Origin of the sequence: Paenibacillus residui (assembly GCF_042677205.1) — a bacterium.
Taxonomy (GTDB): domain Bacteria; phylum Bacillota; class Bacilli; order Paenibacillales; family NBRC-103111; genus Paenibacillus_L; species Paenibacillus_L residui.
On the sequence record NZ_JBHTIU010000008.1, the window covers coordinates 94,447 to 113,450 of the forward strand.

A 19,004-nucleotide genomic window follows, 5' to 3' on the forward strand; every position below is an offset into this window, starting at 1 on the left:
CGGCTCCGTTAAATTCAAATAAAGGGGGCAGGACATGTCCAACGAAACGGTAGTGCAATTGAAGAACGTATCCAAAACCATAAACGGCAAGCCTATTATCAAGAAGCTGTCCTTCTCGGTCCGCCGTGGAGAGATTTACGGCTTCCTCGGGCCGAACGGCTCCGGTAAAACGACGACCATCCGCATGATGGTCGGACTTATCTCCATTACGGAAGGCGATATCTATATCGCCGGCCATAACATTAGAACCGAGCGGAGCCAGGCGATGACCCACGTCGGAGCCATTGTCGAAACGCCCGAGCTTTATGGGTATATGAGCGGGTGGAAGAACCTGATCCACTTCGCGAGAATGAGCCGGAATCCTGTCAGCCGCGAACGGATGATGGACATTGTCCGTCTGGTGGACTTAGAGGATGCGATCCACCGGAAGGTGAAGACCTATTCCTTGGGGATGAAGCAGCGGCTTGGCATCGCCCAGGCTTTGCTGCACCGGCCGTCCATTCTGCTTCTGGATGAACCGACCAATGGACTGGACCCTAGCGGCATAAGGCAGCTTCGTGATTACTTGCGCAGGCTGGCCTCAGAGGAGAATATAGCCATCGTCGTATCCAGCCATCTGCTGTCGGAGATTGAATTGATGTGCGACCGGGTCGTTATCATTAAAGACGGCCAGTTTGTCGACGAACGCCAGCTTCATGGCGAAGCGGAAGACATGATGGTCTACCCGGTCGTGTTCGAAGTAAGCAACGCCGATCAAGCGGCCTTGCTATTGGAAGCCTATGGGGAAGTGAAGAAGAAGGATAACCGGGTGACGATTGAAATCAACCGGGAAACCATTCCGCAGGTAGTTACGCTGCTCGGCAAGGAAGGCATTCTCCTGTACCAAATCCGGACGATGTCTCCAACTTTGGAGGACATGTTCCTGTCCCTTACGAAAGGGGAGCGGCAATGATGGGTTTTGTGTCACTGATCCAGAACGAATGGATGAAAATTAATAGCAAAAGGCAGAGCTGGTTTTTCTATCTGTTTCTTATCACGTTTGTCCTGCTGGCCGGGCTGATCATTTTCTTTTTCCTGAAAAGTCTGGCCGACAATATAGGGGCAGCCGATTTTACTAACTATATGAATACGGCCTTCGGCATTTTCATTACCATCTATATGATGGTCATGGGAGCGCAAATCATAACGGATGAGTACCGCGACGGAACGATCAAGCAGCTATTGATCCGTCCGGCCGGCCGCGCGGCCATTCTGGGCTCCAAATATGTCACGCTGCTTCTTCTGCTTCTGGCTACTTATGCGATTCTCTATGTCTTCAGTCTTCTGCTCGGCACGATTCTTTTTGGAGTCGACAACAGCGGAGCCACTCCCGGCAGCGTCCTGGGCGGCATTCTATACCAGCTTCCCGGTCTTGTATTCTTCGTCACTCTGTCCTTCTTCATGGCGGTTGTCTTCAAAAGTCTGGGACTGGCTATCAGCATCTCGATCGTGGCCAATTTCATCGGCGGGGTACTGACCGGGCTATTGTCAAAGTATGAGTGGTCGAAGTTTATTATCTTCGCCAATACGGATTTAACGGTATACTCCAAAAACACGCTAATCAGTTCAGGAGCCCGTCCTTTCAAGGAAGGGATGACTCTGGGATTTTCCTTGACGGTCATTGTCGTTTATGTCATTGTGCTCTATGTGTTGGCCAACTGGATATTTGCCAGAAGGGACGTCCAATAGATCTGACGGCGGTAACAGCCTTCTTCCGGTTCTCCGGGAGAGGGCTGTTCTGCTATATCGGGAAGCGTGACGATGCGGGTCCAGTGCCGGGTCTGACCGGGGTTCAGCTTGTCCCCCGACTTTGGTCCAGTACCAAAAACCGACGAGGGTCCGTTTTGACGAATCCTGAAATGACCTAGAATAAAGACATGAACAAGAAGAGAAGCAAAAAGAGAGGCGGTGAATTATTATGAAGCTTGACGGTAAAAGCGGTTTTGCCATTCTGCTTATCGGTTGCGGAGCATTGATTCTGTTGAATAAAATCGGGTTTCACATGGGTGGCCTGATGGGATACCTGATCCCGATTGCGATGATCGCTCTTGGATATTTCGGAATTCAGAGCGGCCGCAAAATTCTCGGAGGAATTGTTCTTCTCCTGGGTATCCTCATTCTGATCGGCAAGTTCTCCTGGCTAATCGGTCTGATTATCGCATTTGCGATGATCGCATACGGTGCCTCGATGTTGAAGGGAACCGGCCGGAGTTACTGATGCATGAACGGGGGTTAGGAAATACCGAGAAGGAGGAAGTTCTATGAGCATACTTAGACGAATGCGGGATATTACCGTGGCAACTCTAAACGACAGGCTAGAGCAAAGCGAGGACCCGGTACGCTTGATCGATCAGTATCTCGCAACCCAACGGGAGCAGATTCAACAATCCGAGAGGTTGTACTCCCAATGCGTACACCATGCGGAATCATTAAAGCGGCAATACATGACAGCCAAAGAAGTGATGGAGAAGAGAGAGCAGCAAGCCATGCTCGCCCTGAAGGCCGGAGAAGAGGAAGTCGCCCGGCTGGCATTACAGGAGAAGATGACGCAGGAAGAAACTTATTTAAGATATCTGGAACTGTATGAGAATGCACGAGGCCCGATTGCCGAACTGGAGGATCAACTCCGATCCTTGCGGGCGGACTATCAGGAGGTAGCGGCCAAGCGAAGCTACTATCAGGCCAGAATGGAAACGGCCCGCTTGCAGCAGAAGTTGAACGAACGGCTCAGTGGGGGTGGGGGAACGGAATATACTTACCGGATGTTCAATCGCCTGGAGGAGCGAGTCTCCGATATGGAGATGGTCGCCAGATCGTTGAAGGAAGTCAGGGATGTGACGAAAGAAGCTCTGTACGAGGCAGGAAACACCATTAAGTCGGCATTGGATCAAGAGATGGAGCAATTAAAGCGTAAGCTGGAGAAGGAGGGTTGGACCAAGCAATGAAAAAGTTGTATCGCTCACGCAAAGACAGCAAGCTGTTCGGTCTGTGTGGCGGACTGGCGGAAATGTTGAATGTGGACTCGACTCTGGTGAGGCTCGTTGTGGTAGTCACGGCAGTATTCTCCAGCGGCACCTTGATTCTGCTTTACTTCATCGCCAGCATGGTCGTACCGAAGGAGCCGGACCTGGGAGGACCTACGTTCGGAATGCCCGGCGGGAACCCGCATTCTTACGGCTATAGCGGTCCTTATACCCAATCCGCTCCGAAATATGAGCCGCCGCAGCCGAAACCGTCCGATCTGGATGAGATGATGAAAGATATTGAGAAGAAGGCTTTACAGAAAGAAATCGAAGAATTAAGAGCCAAAGTGGCTAAATACGAGAAGGGAGATGTGTAACAATGGGAGTATTTTCGAGAATTAAAGATATGACGAAGGCATCTATTCATGAAGTGTTGGATAAGGTGGAAGATCCGATTGTAATGCTTAACCAGTATTTGAGAGATATGGAGGAGGAAATAGCACAGGCTGAAGTAACCGTCGCGAAGCAAATTGCCAACGAACGCAAGCTGCGCCAGCGTGTCGAAGAGGCCGAACGCTACAGCATGGAGCGGGAGCGGCAAGCGGCCGAGGCTTTGAAGAACGGTCAGGAAGCGATAGCGAGACAAGCGCTCGAGGAAAAACTGTATTACGATCAGAAAGTGACCGAATATGGCGAAATGCATTACCAATCCAAGAGCCAGGCTGACGAGCTGATGAAGCAGCTCCATGAGATGAAGGATGAGTTCTACAAAATGCGCAACAAGCGCAACGAGCTCGTATCCCGCGCCCAACTGGCCAAGGCGAAGAAGCAAATGTCCGAGGTCGTCTATAACGGAACGATCGGAGGAGGCAAAGCATTGCGCGGCTTCCACCGCATGGAAGAGAAGATCATGCAGCTGGAAGTGGAAGCGGAAATCAGCCGCAAGCCTTATGGCTACACACCGGCAGGCCCCTCTTACGGAACCGGGACCGTTGATCTGGCGAAGAAGCAGGCCGTGGACGAACAATTGAGCCAATTGAAAGAAAAGCTGGGCTTTACCGCAGCCGCTCCGGCGGAAACAGCGGGTGACAATTCGGAAACAGAAGCAAAATAGTATTGACGGACATATCCAATGTGGTATGCTATGGGAGGAAAAGCCATTGGGCGGCAAACGGAGGCCTTATGGCTTTTCTCCACTGTAATTACTTACCTACTACTTGGCATATGACTTGCAGGGGGGTGCGACATGGAGGATCAGAAAACAAACCGAAACCGCAATGCCTATCTTCTTTTTATCGGTGCTGGGGTATTTTTGCTTGTGCAGCATGTATTCGGGTTTGAAGCCATTGTCGCCCTTTTCCTTATTTTTCTAGGTGTTCAATATATTCAATCGGATGCCAAGAAACGAGGCTACGTCATGCTGGCGATTGGCCTGCTGTTCATCATGGGAGACAAGATGACGATTGTCGTCGCCCTGATCTTTATTTTTCTCGGACTCTTCTACTTAAAGTCCAAGCAGCAGCCCAAAGAATCGAATGTCCGGCATAAGCAGCGGATTATAGACAGTGTGAAGTATGATAAAGGCCCCTGGGTTCTGAATAACTTGAGCCAATGGAGTTTGATCGGGGAAATGCATATGGACCTGTCGCTCGCTATCTTCGAAGAGAAGGAAGTGACCGTCGTTCTGCAAGGGGTCATTGCCGATATCGACCTGATTGTCCCCGAGGATGTCGGAGTCTCCATTGAAAGCTCGGTGCTCTTCGGACAGATTGATGTTCCGCATCGTAAAGAAGAGGGAATGCTGAACAAGCTGAGCTGGAAATCTCCGAACTATGACATTTGCGAAAACCGGGTTAAATTTGTAGTATCCTATGTTGTAGCCGATATAGATATTAAGGTTGTCTAAGGATGGATGCATATTTCCTTGAAGAGAGGGGGACTGGAGCTTGAAGAACAGACTAACCAATATGATATGGAGAACTATGGGGGAGTCTATTCTTTTCAGTCTTCTTCTTTTCGTTATTATTCTCTATATTTTGTACACCTACGGATATCTTGACACACCGGAAAAATGGAAGGATGCTATCGTTATCGGTTTTGTTCTGCTGGCGGCCGTCATTGCCGTCGGCGCCGTATTCGGATATTGGCAGGCCAGCCGAATCAGCATGCGGATAGAGCAGTTGAGGGAAATCATGCTTCTGTTTGAAAAAGGAAACCTGTCCCGCAAGGTGCCTCCGCTTGGAGAAGATGAAATCGGCCGGCTGGGAGAACAGCTTAACCGGGTGAGCAAGAAATGGGAGGAGCAGATCAGTTCGCTCCAGAGGCTGTCCAACGACAACGCCCAGCTTGCCGAGAAAGCAAAATATTCGGCGGTCATAGAGGAGCGGCAGCGGCTTGCCAGAGATCTGCACGATGCGGTCAGCCAGCAGCTTTTTGCCATTTCGATGACAGCCACTGCGGTTGGCCGTACACTGGACAAAGACTTCGACCGGGCGAAGCGGCAAATCCATCTCATCGAGGAAATGTCTTCCGTGGCTCAATCCGAGATGAGGGCGCTGCTCCTGCATTTACGGCCCGTTCATCTGGAAGGCAAGCGTCTGGCGCAAGGCTTGATCGAGCTGCTTAAGGAGCTGCAAGCCAAGACACCGATCGAGATTTACTGGGAGATGGACGATGAAATCCAGCTTCCCAAAGGGATAGAGGACCACCTGTTCCGCATCGTGCAAGAAGCGCTGTCGAACACGCTGCGCCACTCCAAAGCAACGAAGATGGAAATCAAGCTGCTGCAGCCTCCGGAAGGAGTGCGATTATCCATCCGTGATAATGGGGTGGGCTTCGTTCTGGACGAGAAGAAGCTGGCCTCCTACGGACTCGTATCGATGAAAGAGCGTGTCAATGAAATCGGGGGCTCGATGAACGTAATTACGGCACCCAACAGAGGAACGCGCATCGAAATCCGCATTCCGATTATGGACAATGAGAAAGGAGAAAGAGTGGAAGATGGAGCAACCCATTAAAGTTCTGCTGGTGGACGACCACGAGATGGTACGCATCGGATTGGCTGCTGTTCTGGGAACGGAGGAAGGAATTGAGGTAGTCGGCGAAGCCAGCAACGGGATGGACGGAATTCGTCTGGCGCAGGAGTATAAGCCCGATGTCGTTCTGATGGATCTGGTTATGGAGGGAATGGACGGGATCGAGACCACCCGCAAGCTGCTGCAGATCTATCCGGATTGCAAAGTAATTGTACTGACGAGCTATTTGGACGATGAGAAAATGTATCCGGTCATCGAAGCCGGAGCCTTCAGCTATTTGCTGAAAACGTCCAGAGCTTCGGAGATTGCTCAGGCTATCCGCGCCGCGGCCAAAGGGCAGCCCATTCTGGAATCTCAGGTGGCCACCAAGATTATGAACCGGTTCCGGCAGCCCAAACAGGAGCAGGCTCCCCATCATGATTTGACGGACAGAGAGATGGAAGTGCTTCGTCTGATTGCCAAGGGGCATTCCAACCAGGAAGTCGCTGACGAGCTGTTTATCGGAATTAAAACCGTCAAGTTCCATGTCACCAACATTCTGGCCAAGCTGGGTGTGGACGATCGGACCCAGGCGGCGATCTATGCACATAAGCACGGTTTGGCGGACTAATGCCTGAGAAGTTCACCAGGGTTCTTTGATGAAAAGGTATATAGCTTTGACTACTCCGGCTTCCCCCGTTACAATATAGTCATGTTAACGGAATGGAAGATTTTCTATTTCCGGACATCAACATCTTCCATCAACGAGGTAGTTTGGCCTCGATCACTCCGGCAGGAGTTCTTTCTTTTATTGGCATGAAAAGCTGGCTCTAATACCGGGTTGTTCATCTCCAGTCCCTGGGCCCGCAAGTACCCGGTATAAGCTTCGAAGGTTATACGTCGCTTTTGTATTTACAGAGCTCCGTTAAGGGCTTTACATACCACATAAGATCTTAAAGTTCTTTACAGCATTGATGCGTCGTAAATAAAGATACTTATTGGCATGGAAAGTTACAACTAAGACCGGGTTATTCATCATCGAAAGTAGCTCCGTTAAGAGCTTTACATTTAATAAAGCGGAGGGGTCTCGCTATGAATTATACTAAAATCGTTGTCATTGCCGTCATTATTATCGTGTCAGTACCCTTCCTATGGCTGGTGCGCAAGAAATACTTCAAGTAAAATCCCATAATGGGCCATCCCTAGGGGGATTTAGAAAAAGAAGGTCCATGCTGGCCGTAAGCAAAGGAAGCCTCCTAGCTCCATTCATTTCCCATCCTTAAAGAAATCTTTTTCATCAGACGGTTGTTCCTCCCCGGATAGCTCATACCATGGATTAAGGTGCACCAGGACCTCATCCACCTCCTCGTGAGCCTCCATGATCGAATGTTTGATTTCTCTGCTGATATTATGTCCTTCCTGTACAGTCATTGTGCCGGGAACACCGATCCGCAAATCCACAAGAATGTAATGGCCGTGCTCACGGGCACGAAGACGGTCTATTCTTTTCACCTCGGGATATGACCGGACAATGCTCTCAAACTGCCTCAGCTTGACCGGATCCACTGTTCTTTCCATCAAAATATCTATCGCTTCCTTCCCCATATCCCAAGCCAGCTTCAGCACCAGCAGGCTGACTATGATTCCCGCAACCGGATCTCCATAGCCGAGCCAGGCAATATTGTAGGCCGCTCCCACCATTCCCAGCCCGATCCCGATGACGGCGGCTATAGAAGCATAGACATCGGCGAGATGGTCATACGCTGTAGCTATCAAGCCTTTGCTGTTTGTCTTGCGGCCCAGCCGGATGGTATAGAGGAACAATAACTGCTTCCAGACAAGCGAAACGGCGGCTGCGGTTAGAGCTATCCAATGGGCGCCTGTTAGCGGCGGGCCAAGCAGCGCCTCGAACGAATGGTAGCCTATCCAAACAGCCGCAATCGCCAGGATGATAGCGACGAGTCCGGCACCGATCACTTCCGCCTTGCCATGCCCGTAGGGATGGTCCTTGTCGGCCGGGCGATTGGAGATTCTCATCGAGCCGAGGGCGGCTGCCGAAGCAATCAAATCCCCCGCATTATGTACGCCATCTGCAACAAGCACCTGGCTATGAAATAACCAGCCCACCGCCAGCTTGATGACCGTTAATAAAGCATTGCTGATCAGACTGATCCAGGCGGCGAATAATGACTGACTCTTATTGTTTGCAGACGTTTTGTGCGGGTCCCCGTGGCTTTCCATTATTTCCTCTCCTTCCGAGAACTGTATTATCCTGTCCGATTGAGACCTTACCGGTTATGCCTTCAACATTCCTTTGATTTAAGCAAGTTCATTAGGGTAATAAAGACCTTAACTGTTAATTTGAATGTTGCCCTCGAATTTTATGTAACATTATTCCCTGAAAGTGAATAGTCCTTGCAGTAAGGGCGCAATATGGATCGAAAAAAGTGTCAGCGGCTCTATTGGACTATTATCCCCTTTGCTCAGGCGGGGGGGGGGGGCTATACGATATTGCGTCGACAAGTAGCTGTAAATTGAAGAAAATCGAGTGCCCTAAGTACAGAAAAACGGGTCAACCGCATGAGTTTAAGGACCCGTAATTGGAGCAACTCGCAATACACCGCATGAGCTCCAAGGGCCTGTAAGTGCAGAGACTGATCAATACCGCAGAGTGCCAAGGGCCTGTAAGTGGAGCGACTGATCAATACCGCACAGACGAGGACCCGTAAGGTGGAGCGACTCGCAATACACCGCATGGGTGCCAAAGACCGGCAAAAGTGCAGGTCTTTTGAAGAGTTTTGGGTGAAATCGGCCAAAGACCGGCAAAAGTGCAGGTGATTTCGGCCAATTGGCTGATTTTTCGATTTTGGCGGCGAAAGACCTGCAGAATTGCTCGTCTTTCCCGGGATTTATCGAATTTTTGCAAAATGACCTGCACTTTTGCTTGTCTTTGAAGCGTGGCATCAGCGGTTTGCGAAAATTAGGTGTTTAGCCGACTATAGCGACAGGAAGATTACCTCGAGGTACTCGCTGTCGCCTTCCACCGAATGGCGATAGAAATATCGTCGCGAAATACTCGGTCATCGCCATAAATTAAGGAGGACAATTTCCACCTGATTGGAATGACGTTGGTCTACAGCAAAGCTCACCTTCATCGCGTAGGATAGAAGAAGGCAGAGAATGCTGGGGGTGAGACGATGCAAATCCGGCCAAGGAACAGGGAGCAGGATGACCGGTACATCTATCGTATGGTGTATGAGGAACTGCTGCCTTATGCCAATGCGGCAAGACCCGATACCAGGATCAGCCGGGCGGAAATTTCACGAAGACTTCAACAAGGAATCGTATGGGTAATAGCTCCCGGTCGTAAGGGGAAGCCGGCAGGTTTTATTTCCTTTTTTCGGCGAGACCGGGATTTGCATATTGACATGCTTGCCGTCGACCGGCACTTTCAGAGCCGAGGTTTGGGAGGTAAGCTGATGGAGGCGGCGGAGCAATATGGATTGGAACGAGGCTGTCAAACGGTCAAACTGTTTGTGGATGAGCCGAACCCTCTCGCTCAGCAATTTTATTTCCGCAGAGGGTATACGGTATCGGAATATTATCCGTCTTACCGTTGTTTTTTGCTGAATAAGCATTTGTAGAATTACTAGAAGAGTACCAGTCTCCGTCTTACACCACTATACACGCAGGTGCGTAATACCGGATCTTAATGGCTAACAATGTTACTCATACCATCGGAATATGCTGAATAGCCTTCGTGTATCCCAATATCGAAGCCATATCATTACGTGTTGTCCGCCGACAACGTTTAAGATACACACGGCTTACAGATAATTTACTACGGATGAAGTTAAAGGTGCACGGGGCTTCCAGATGATCTTCTACTTCTACGGATCATGTTTAAATCGCACCGACCCCAGATAATTTACAGCGGATCAACGGAATAAAAAAAGCTTCTAACGGAGCCTCTTCGAAGACGAATAACCCGGTTTTAAAGGTAACTTTTTATGCCAATTAGAAAGTTTGTTCCACTTTAATGCTTTAATGAACTTAAAACTTTCTAATGTGGTAAGAAAAAACCGGGAATCTGCAAGACGAGAGGACAGGGCCGATTCCCGGTAATCTGAAGAAGCCTGAACTTCTATAGGGGCATAAGGAATAATTGATCAATCGAGTCCGCATCAAGCTCGACCCGGCTGCCGAACGGGTTCGGCGGATAGAACGGCCAAGGCTCGGCTCCCTGATCGAAGCCGACTTCATCGGAAATAAGTCCCGCCGTAAATGCGGGCTTTCCGGAGGCCCTTCTTCCGGCTCTTTTTTTCCGCTTATTCCTGCGGATGCGTGCCGTTTTGCCTTTGCTGCTTGCAGCAGCGGGCTCCACCCATGGAGCGTTATCGTTCAATATTAACTGGCCGTTGTGAACGCCTCCCAGAATACCGATTTGTCGGGCACCATCCTTCATAAGAGCTACAACCGGATACCCCCGGAACGGATGGCAGGTTTCTGGATCGACCGGGTAGATTCTGTACACCTGCTTGCACCTCCTTAGTCAATTCACAATAGTATATTCACCTATTGCGGCAGGCGAATAGACGAATACCGGGGGTGCCCGCCCATTTTATTGTTTCACCGCGATGGCGATTCTTGAGCGGATATGCTAAACTGTTGGAATAGAAACGGGTAAGCTCGTTACATATAACCTCGTAAGGGAAGAGATGAACCATGCTTGAGACCAATCAGGAAAAAGTGAGAGAAACAGGAGTTCTGTTCTTTATTTTCGGAGCGACCGGAGATCTCGCCAGCCGCAAGCTGTTTCCCGCTATATACAGCTTGTTTAAGGAAGGCAAGCTGTCCGACAAGTTTGCGGTCATCGGCTTAGCCCGCCGCGAAAGAAGTCGGGAGCAATTTCATGAAGATGTGCTCCGTTCGATTCAGGAATTCGCTCGGTACAAGGCATCCCCCGACGATCCGGAATGGGGCCGTTTCGTGGAGCATTTTGAGTATATGTCGCTGGACATCAATCGGGTAGAGGCGTTCAACGAATTAAATATAGCGGCGGAAAGGCTGGAGGAGCAGTTCGGAATAGCCGGTAACCGGTTGTTCTATCTGGCGCTGGCCCCGGATTTGTTCGGAAGCGTTGCCCACAATCTGAAGGCGGGGGGACTGCTTCAGACCGCCGGGTGGCACCGTCTCGTTATCGAGAAGCCGTTCGGATTCGACCTGCCTTCCGCGGAGAAGCTGAATAAGGAAATCCGGGAAGTTTTCGAGGAGCATGAAGTATACCGGATCGACCACTACCTCGGCAAGGAAATGGTTCAGAACATCGATGTGATCCGCTTCGCCAATGCGTTCTTCGAGCCTCTCTGGAACAACAAATATATCGCCAACATTCAGATTACTCTTGGAGAAACAGTGGGAGTGGAGGACCGCGGGGGGTATTACGATCACTCCGGGGCTCTTCGTGACATGGGGCAGAACCATATGCTCCAGATGGTCGCCATGATGGCTATGGAACCGCCGAGCCGTCTTCATCCGGAAGATATCCACGACGAGAAGGTTAAGGTGCTTCGTTCTCTAAGACCCTTCACCTCCGCAGAGGATGTCCGCAAGCATGTCATACGTGGACAGTACACGGAAGGACAAGCCAACGGACGGCCGCTGCCGGGATACCGGTCGGAGGATAAGGTGAATCCCGATTCGACAACCGAAACTTATTTCGCCGCCAAGGTCTATGTCGACAATTTCCGTTGGGCGGGAGTTCCGTTCTACATTCGGACCGGCAAGCGACTCCCGGTGAAAACAACCGAAGTCGTCGTCGAGTTCAAAAATATGCCGAAGAACGTATACCACGGCAGGAAAACGGGATTGGAGCCGAACCTTCTAGTGTTCCGCGTGCAGCCTATGGAAGGCATCTACATTAAAATTAATGCCAAGAGACCGGGCTCTGAAGGCGTTATCGTTCCGGTGGCGATGGATTTTTGCCAAAGCTGCCAGGTCGGCTTGAATACGCCGGAAGCGTACGAAAGACTGCTGTTCGATGCGGCCAGGGGTGATTCGACTTACTTTACCCGCTGGGATGAAGTTGCCCTTGCTTGGCAATATGTCGATCAGATCGCTTCGGCTTGGGCTGAGGATGCGAGTGATCTCAGAATGTATCCGGCAGGCTCCTGGGGGCCGGAGGAGGCCCAGGCTTTGCTGGAGCAGGACGGCTTCCATTGGTGGCCTGTCAATGGCCAGCAGGAGTCAGAAGTGGTCTGGGTGACCAATCGCAGCGAATAGGAGAAGGCAGGAAGGACAGGCGACCGCCATTCCTGTTCGGGCCACTTGCGAATAGCAGGTGGCCTTTCTGCATTCCCCGGCGAAATATGGCTTATTTCAGCACCAGCGCTTCAGCCGGCCGGTTATCTATGAAATGCCGGCATATCCAATGAAAAAGGTGCAGGATAAATAAAAAGTGACTATAATAAAAAATACGGATCGTTCATAGAAGGATGTGAGGCCGTGACAAGAAGAGCTTTTTTGAAATGGCTGCTGAGCCTTGGTGCTGTGGCCGCGGCCTTTGGTATAGGATTATGGCGAGGATGGTTTGGCGCAGTCAACCGTTCCTCAGAGCAAGGCGGTTCCTCCGCCTCTCCGTCCCCGGAGCCGGCTCCTCCCGAAGCAGACCATAACGCGGGAGAAACCGGACCGCTGTTGACTCTGCTGATCCTAAGCGATCCCCATATTAATCCCGACCTGCCCGAGCATAGCAAGCATTTGGCTCAAGCATTGGAAGATATGAAGAGGCTGCCTAATCCGCCGGATTCGGTTGTGATTACCGGTGATTTGACCGATTATGGACGCAAGCAGGATTATCAGGAGTTAAGAAAAGTCCTGGGCAGATTCGAGCTTCCCCCTCTCTATGCGAACATGGGCAATCATGATTATTACGATATTTGGATCAATGAGCAGGGTCAGTTCAATCGTGAAGGAATGCCTAACGGCAAGTCGGATGCCGATTCCCGGGAGTCCTTCCTCAACTTTATGGGCCAGGAGAAGCCATATCGTGATGTATGGATCAAGGGGGTTCATCTTATTCTCTTATCTCAGGAGGCATATGTAGAGGAGAGGCCGGAGGTAGGAGAAGGAGCCTGGTATTCCGACCAACAGATGGCCTGGTTTAAGGAGCAGATGGAGCAGCATAAGGACGGCAAGCCGGCCTTCGTCATGATTCATCAGCCGCTTCCGCCCGCCGGGCAGGATGGAGGCTCGCATCGGCTCATTCGCGCCAACGAATTTCGCGATATTGTGAGAGACTGCCCGAACGTATTCGTGTTCTCGGGTCATCAGCATCAGGATTTTACTAACGGCATGAACCATTATGTTAAGGAAACCTTCCATTGGTTCCACAATTCCTCGGTCAGCCGGGTGATGAATCGCCGTTACGAGAACGCCCGGCCGGAGGCGGCACAAGGCCTGTATGTTGAAGTTTATGAAGACCGGGTCTTGTTGAAGGGCCGTGAATTTAGCGACGGGACCTGGATCGCGGAAGCCGATTGGCTCGTGGAACTGGCTCGCGGGGCCTAATAATCACCAGTGCTTCCAGAGCGAGAGCGGCAATAGTTTCTGTGTTCAACTATCCGAAAGCTTGTACAACGCAAGCAATAGAAAACAAGAGATGCATAGCATCATGTGCAAGTCATTATCTTTCGGGACAATTTATATATGGAAAGGGAATAGCACCGTATGACGACTAAATTAAGTCAAGAGCTGCAAACGGAGGTTGACAGAAGAAGGACGTTTGCGATTATTTCTCACCCGGACGCCGGGAAAACGACACTAACCGAGAAGCTTCTGCTGTTTGGCGGCGCCATTCGCCTGGCGGGAACGGTTAAGGGAAGGAAAGCGAATAAACACGCGACCTCGGACTGGATGGAAATCGAGAAGCAGAGGGGAATTTCCGTTACCTCCAGTGTCATGCAGTTTGATTATAACGGTAACCGTGTGAATATACTGGATACCCCCGGCCACCAAGATTTCAGTGAGGATACCTACCGCACCCTGACAGCCGCGGACAGCGCCGTCATGCTGATCGATTCGGCCAAGGGGGTCGAGGTTCAAACCAAGAAGCTGTTTCAGGTTTGCCGCCAGCGGGGAATTCCGATTTTTACCTTCATCAACAAGCTGGACCGGGAAGGACGCAACCCGTTCGACCTGCTGGAAGAGCTGGAGCAGGTGCTGGGCATCCGCTCTTATCCGATGAATTGGCCGATAGGTTCGGGCAAGCAATTCTGCGGGGTGTATGACCGGGAGAAGACACGAATCGAGCTGTTCCAGGGGGACGATCACGATAAGATAGAGGTGCAGCCCGTCAGCGGGTACGACGATCCGGCCATTAAAGAAATCGCCGGTGACTATTTGTACGAAAGGCTGTGTGAAGATCTCGAGCTGCTGGATGTCGCGGGAGATCCGTTCGATATGGAGAAGGTGAAGCAAGGCGAACTGACTCCTGTTTTCTTCGGCAGCGCGATTAACAATTTTGGCGTACAGACATTCCTGGAGAATTTCCTGCAGCTGGCGCCCAAGCCGGAACCGAGGGAAAGCTCCGCCGGCCGCATTGAACCGACGAAGGAGCAGTTCAGCGGGTTCGTGTTCAAAATTCAGGCCAATATGAATCCGGCGCATCGCGATCGCGTCGCGTTCCTGCGAATCTGTTCCGGCAAATTCGAGCGGGGCATGTCCGTCAAGCATGTGAGGGCAGGCAAGGAGATCAAGCTTTCCCAGCCGCAGCAATTTCTGGCCCAGGACCGGGATATTGTAGACGTTGCCTATGCGGGAGACATTATAGGCCTGTACGATCCGGGAATTTTCCGCATCGGAGATTCGTTAAGTCAGGCCACCGAAATAGTCTATGACGAGCTGCCTACGTTCTCTCCCGAGCTGTTCAGCAAAGTAACCGTCAAGAATGCCATGAAGCATAAGCAGTATCAGAAAGGGATCGATCAGCTGACAGAGGAAGGAACCATTCAAGTTTTCCGGACGATCGGCTTCGAAGACACGATCCTGGGCGTGGTCGGACAGCTTCAATTCGAGGTGTTCGAGTACCGGATGAAAGCGGAGTATGGAGTGGACGTTATGCTGCAGCGAATGAACTTCCAGTTCGCCCGCTGGCTTGTCGGTCCCTCGATCGACCCCGGCAAGTTCCGGATTAATTCCCAGCTCGTCAAGGATAAGAAGGATAATTACGTGGCTTTGTTTGAGAATGAGTATGCGCTTCGCACCGCCATGGAAAAAAATCCGGATCTTCAATTTTTGAATGTAGCTCCGTAAATTACTGTGGGGGCGAACGGAAAGGTTTGTCTAACTGCAAGCAAGCGGGAGTTGTCAAACGGCTTGCGAACCTCGGGGAATCCGGTGGAGCCATATTCTTCACCGGATTCATGTCCCGCCGGGGGCAGGTACCTGACCCGACAAGCATGATCGGATAAAATGAAAGCGATAACAATTTGTCTTGTCCGGATCTACAGATAAGCGAGGAGGAGCTGGGGTATGGTTAAACCGATCCGCTTATGGAGGAGAATGAGCTTCAAGAAGAAGCTGCTGGTCTATTCTTTGCTGCTAAGCGTTATTCCCGTCATGCTGCTCGGCCTGATCTCCTCTTACATGGCCGGAAGCAGCGTGCAGGAGGAGGTGGACCGCAATCATCGGATTATTCTTAAACAGATGGAATATCAGATGGATGGTATTTTGAAAAGCCTGGACGCCTCTTCCCTGCAAATTGCCAGTGACCGGACCGTGGAGAAATCAGTCCGGCTCGGGATCTCCATGGATTCGTTGGAAACCTTGGAAACGACATTGGAGATGAAAGAAATCATTCGGCAATACCGCAGCTATAACGGGACGCTCTTCAACGTATCATTGGTGTATAATCGGTTCGGCCAAGTGTATTCCAATCATTACGGAATGCTTGCGCTCAACGATTTTCCCTATTACGAGCTGATTAAATTCGCCAGGCCGATGTATACGGGAGCGACGGTCGTCCCTCCCTATACCTATCCGCAACAAACCGAGTTTCTCCTGCTGCGTCCGGTGCCGATTAATTCTCCGGTTATGGAAGGCTGGCTGCTGCTGCATGTCGACCCGGAGATTATAGAGGAGGTTTTCCAGTCGGTCAGCCTGGGCAACGGGCGAAAGCTGCTTGTAATCGACGAGCAGGGACGCATCGTGCTGAGCAGCAATAAAGCCGATATCGGTACCAAGCTCACCGCCACCAATGATTTGCATCAATTTTGGCAAAATCCTTCCAGCTTTACAGGACCTTATACATACAATAAGCAGCAATACCATCTGTCTTCGGAGAAGTCCTCCTTCAATAACTGGACTTATCTGGCGATGACTCCGTATTCCGAGTTAACGGCCAAATCTGATCATATCCAACGGCTCACCTGGATAACCGTCATCATTCTGATCGGACTCTGGATGTTGATCTCCGTCATCGGATCGCATCGGCTATATTTTCCGATCCAAAGGCTTGCGGGCAAATTCTCCGGATCGGACCGGGAGGCGGATGATCTTAATGCTCTGGACTCCTATTTGGAGAAGGTACTGAGGATCAATGAAGGGCTGCGGCTTCAGTATCAGGAACAGCTTCCCCACTTGAAGGAAAGCGTGCTATTCAAGCTGCTTAGAGGAGAGATGACCGAGGATGAGTTAGCCTTCCATTCGGCGAATAAACATTTGGCGCTTGACGGAAGCCGGTTCTATCTATTGGCTCTGGAAGTGGATCAGCCGGTTAAATTTTGGCGGAAATATCAGACCCGAGACCGCTCGCTGATGATGTACGCTCTGTCCAAGCTGATTCAGGAAATTTGTGAGGAGATGCCGACCTGTGTGACGTTGACTCCCAATCCGGGACAGATCATCTGCATTCTCGGCACAGAACGGAATGATGATGCGACCTGGAGCCGGATCAACGAAATGAGCCGTCTCATCCGGGAGAAGGTGAAAGAATATTTTCAGCATACGATTACCGTCGCCATTAGCGATGCCCAGCCTTCCCTGACGGCTGTCAGCCTTGGCTATGAACAAGCGCTCCAACTGCTTCGTTATCGTTTTGTAATGGGCGGGAATGCGACCATTACCCGCGAGATTGCGGAGAATTCAACGATGCTCCGGCAGTTCAATCATTTTTTCGCCAAATGGCAGAGAAGGATTCTGGCAAGTATTGCCGAGGGGGATATAGAGCAAGCCCGGAACCAGTTCGCGGAAATGATGGAGGACGTCCCTCATTTTATGGCCAATGTGGAAAGCGTGCTTGGCTTGATGGCTTATTTGCTAGGGGAAATCGACCAATGCTTACAGGATAGAGGCTATGATCTTCATGAATGGATGGATGATCAGCTCTATATGAATATTTATTCCGCCTCGTCCCTCGAAGAGGTCCGTCAGTGGTTCTGCAATGAGCTATTCCCGTCCATTCAGCGCGAGATGGAGCAGTCCCGGCAGTCCAAACAGGCCTTGCTGATCAGCCAGGTGATTGACTACATTCATGAAAGATTCGAGACGGATTTATCCCTGCAGCAGGTCGCGGAGCATTTTCACTGTTCCCCCTCCCAGCTAAGCCGCGCTTTCAAGGAAGAGAAGGGGATCAATTTCGTCGATTATCTTATCGACTACCGAATGAACAGGGCGAAGGAATGGCTGGCCCATTCCGATTTATCGATTAAAGAGATTACGGAAAAGCTGCGTTACGCAACGACTCAAAATTTTACCCGTGTCTTCAAGCAGTGCACGGGGATGCCGCCGGGAAAATACCGTGAGCAATTTCGTCAAGGATCTTAGCATCGGGAAGCGCGGGCTGGATTATAGACAGGTATAATACCTTTCTTCCTAATCGGGGAAAGGTTCTTTTTTTGCCTGTTTTGTTTCTTATTTTGCCCTGATTGTATGCAAGAATGGAAACTTCCCGTTTGCCGCCGTTTCTTGTACAGTACGGTTACAAACCGAATGAAAGGAGAGAAGCCGACCATGAAACCGGCTGCAGAATCGAAAGCGCATTCAAGGATGCCCGTTCAATCCCCCGCCGGATGGGGCCGGATGAGGAAGAAGATATGGCAGAGCCGTTATATGTATGTATTTGTGCTGCCGGGCTTCCTTTATTTTATCATCTACAAATATGTTCCGCTGCTGGGGTCTGTCATTGCCTTCAAAGAATACAGCCCATTCCAAGGGTTTATGGACAGTCCCTGGGTCGGCTGGGCCCATTTTGCCAGGATTTTCGATAATGCGGAAGTGGTGCAGGTGCTGATCAATACGCTGGTGCTGTCGTTTCTGCAAATCGCCTTTGCCTTTCCGGTTCCCATACTATTGGCGGTTATGCTGAACGAGGTTCGCCACGAACGATTCAAGAAGCTTATTCAATCGATCGTCTACCTTCCGCATTTTTTGTCCTGGGTGGTGGTTATCGGAATTGTAACGATTTTCCTGCGAAGCGACGGGCTCATCAACGGGATCCTGCAAGCCTGGTTCGGCATGGAGCCGATTCTGTTCCTGCAAATTCCCGCTCTGTTCAAGCCGCTGCTCGTATTGGAGGTCATCTGGAAGGAGTCGGGCTGGGGAACGATCATCTTCCTCGCGGCCTTGGCGGGAGTCAATCCGGAGCTCTATGAAGCGGCCGTAGTCGACGGGGCCAGCAGGCTGCGAAGGATCTGGCATATTACACTTCCCGCGATCCGCAGTACGGTAGTCATCTTGCTTATATTGCGCCTTGGTACCGTACTGGACAACGGTTTCGAGCAGGTGTTTCTGATGCTGAATCCCTATGTGATGGAAGTGGGAAATGTGCTGGATACTTATGTTTATTACAAAGGCATTTTACAGTCGGATTTCAGCTTTGCCACCGCTGTTGGCCTGTTTAAGTCCGTCGTAGGGCTCATTCTGGTGATCGGGGCGAACCGGCTGGCCAAGAGATTCGGGGAAGAAGGCATTTATTAGCAGATATACACCG

The 19,004-nt window shown here is 50.8% G+C and carries 17 protein-coding genes; 15 read left to right on the top strand and 2 right to left on the bottom strand.

Annotated elements, in window-relative coordinates:
• Positions 1 to 34: 34 nt before the first annotated feature.
• From ACFQ03_RS02435 to ACFQ03_RS02475, 9 genes are all read left to right on the top strand, one after another.
• Positions 35 to 952, top strand: coding sequence for an ABC transporter ATP-binding protein (locus ACFQ03_RS02435; RefSeq protein WP_379285843.1), 918 nt, complete (start codon positions 35 to 37; stop codon positions 950 to 952).
• Positions 949 to 1,728, top strand: a complete 780-nt coding sequence (locus tag ACFQ03_RS02440; protein ID WP_260981935.1) for an ABC transporter permease — start codon at positions 949 to 951, stop codon at positions 1,726 to 1,728. Before ACFQ03_RS02435 ends, ACFQ03_RS02440 begins: the two co-directional genes overlap by 4 nt.
• Before the next feature lie 229 nt (positions 1,729 to 1,957).
• Positions 1,958 to 2,257, top strand: coding sequence for a LiaF transmembrane domain-containing protein (locus ACFQ03_RS02445; RefSeq protein WP_144932480.1), 300 nt, complete (start codon positions 1,958 to 1,960; stop codon positions 2,255 to 2,257).
• 43 nt (positions 2,258 to 2,300) lie between these two features.
• Complete coding sequence (locus tag ACFQ03_RS02450) at positions 2,301 to 2,984, top strand: PspA/IM30 family protein (RefSeq protein ID WP_144932478.1); 684 nt, start codon at positions 2,301 to 2,303, stop codon at positions 2,982 to 2,984.
• Positions 2,981 to 3,379, top strand: coding sequence for a PspC domain-containing protein (locus tag ACFQ03_RS02455; protein ID WP_144932475.1), 399 nt, complete (start codon positions 2,981 to 2,983; stop codon positions 3,377 to 3,379). The genes ACFQ03_RS02450 and ACFQ03_RS02455 overlap by 4 nt, the downstream gene beginning before the upstream one ends.
• Before the next feature lie 2 nt (positions 3,380 to 3,381).
• Entirely contained in the window at positions 3,382 to 4,116 is a 735-nt protein-coding gene (locus tag ACFQ03_RS02460) for a PspA/IM30 family protein (RefSeq protein ID WP_144932473.1), read from the top strand.
• 132 nt (positions 4,117 to 4,248) lie between these two features.
• Positions 4,249 to 4,908, top strand: a complete 660-nt coding sequence (liaF, locus tag ACFQ03_RS02465) for a cell wall-active antibiotics response protein LiaF (protein WP_144932472.1) — start codon at positions 4,249 to 4,251, stop codon at positions 4,906 to 4,908.
• A 61-nt stretch (positions 4,909 to 4,969) separates the two neighbouring features.
• Positions 4,970 to 6,019 carry a sensor histidine kinase gene (locus tag ACFQ03_RS02470; RefSeq protein ID WP_144932550.1) on the top strand — a complete coding sequence of 350 codons (1,050 nt, stop codon included), beginning with the start codon at positions 4,970 to 4,972 and terminating at the stop codon, positions 6,017 to 6,019.
• Positions 6,003 to 6,647 (top strand): response regulator, encoded by a 645-nt coding sequence (locus ACFQ03_RS02475; protein WP_379285847.1) that lies wholly within the window; start codon positions 6,003 to 6,005, stop codon positions 6,645 to 6,647. Before ACFQ03_RS02470 ends, ACFQ03_RS02475 begins: the two co-directional genes overlap by 17 nt.
• Positions 6,648 to 7,282: 635 nt before the next feature.
• Here the strand turns inward: ACFQ03_RS02475 and ACFQ03_RS02480 are convergent.
• Complete coding sequence (locus ACFQ03_RS02480; RefSeq protein ID WP_144932470.1) at positions 7,283 to 8,257, bottom strand: cation diffusion facilitator family transporter; 975 nt, start codon at positions 8,255 to 8,257, stop codon at positions 7,283 to 7,285.
• A gap of 956 nt (positions 8,258 to 9,213) precedes the next feature.
• On the opposite strand from ACFQ03_RS02480, the gene ACFQ03_RS02485 reads away from it, so the two are divergent.
• Positions 9,214 to 9,660 (top strand): GNAT family N-acetyltransferase, encoded by a 447-nt coding sequence (locus ACFQ03_RS02485; protein WP_379285850.1) that lies wholly within the window; start codon positions 9,214 to 9,216, stop codon positions 9,658 to 9,660.
• Between the two features lie 500 nt (positions 9,661 to 10,160).
• Here ACFQ03_RS02485 and ACFQ03_RS02490 read toward each other — a convergent pair whose 3' ends face one another.
• A complete protein-coding gene (locus ACFQ03_RS02490; protein WP_379285852.1) occupies positions 10,161 to 10,550 on the bottom strand; it encodes a hypothetical protein in 390 nt (129 codons plus the stop codon).
• A gap of 191 nt (positions 10,551 to 10,741) precedes the next feature.
• Here ACFQ03_RS02490 and zwf point away from each other — a divergent pair, with 191 nt between their 5' ends.
• The 5 genes from zwf (at position 10,742) to ACFQ03_RS02515 (ending at position 18,991) form a co-directional block, all read left to right on the top strand.
• On the top strand, positions 10,742 to 12,298 hold the full coding sequence (gene zwf / locus ACFQ03_RS02495) for a glucose-6-phosphate dehydrogenase (protein ID WP_379285854.1): 1,557 nt from the start codon (positions 10,742 to 10,744) through the stop codon (positions 12,296 to 12,298).
• A gap of 222 nt (positions 12,299 to 12,520) precedes the next feature.
• Positions 12,521 to 13,585, top strand: coding sequence for a metallophosphoesterase family protein (locus tag ACFQ03_RS02500; protein WP_379285856.1), 1,065 nt, complete (start codon positions 12,521 to 12,523; stop codon positions 13,583 to 13,585).
• Between the two features lie 159 nt (positions 13,586 to 13,744).
• Positions 13,745 to 15,328: a peptide chain release factor 3 gene (locus ACFQ03_RS02505; protein ID WP_379285858.1), complete on the top strand. Its 1,584-nt coding sequence runs from the start codon at positions 13,745 to 13,747 to the stop codon at positions 15,326 to 15,328.
• Between the two features lie 219 nt (positions 15,329 to 15,547).
• The gene (locus tag ACFQ03_RS02510; RefSeq protein WP_379285860.1) at positions 15,548 to 17,839 is read left to right on the top strand and encodes a helix-turn-helix domain-containing protein; all 2,292 of its coding nucleotides are present in this window, start codon (positions 15,548 to 15,550) and stop codon (positions 17,837 to 17,839) included.
• Between the two features lie 186 nt (positions 17,840 to 18,025).
• A complete protein-coding gene (locus ACFQ03_RS02515; protein WP_379285862.1) occupies positions 18,026 to 18,991 on the top strand; it encodes an ABC transporter permease in 966 nt (321 codons plus the stop codon).
• Positions 18,992 to 19,004 lie beyond the last annotated feature (13 nt).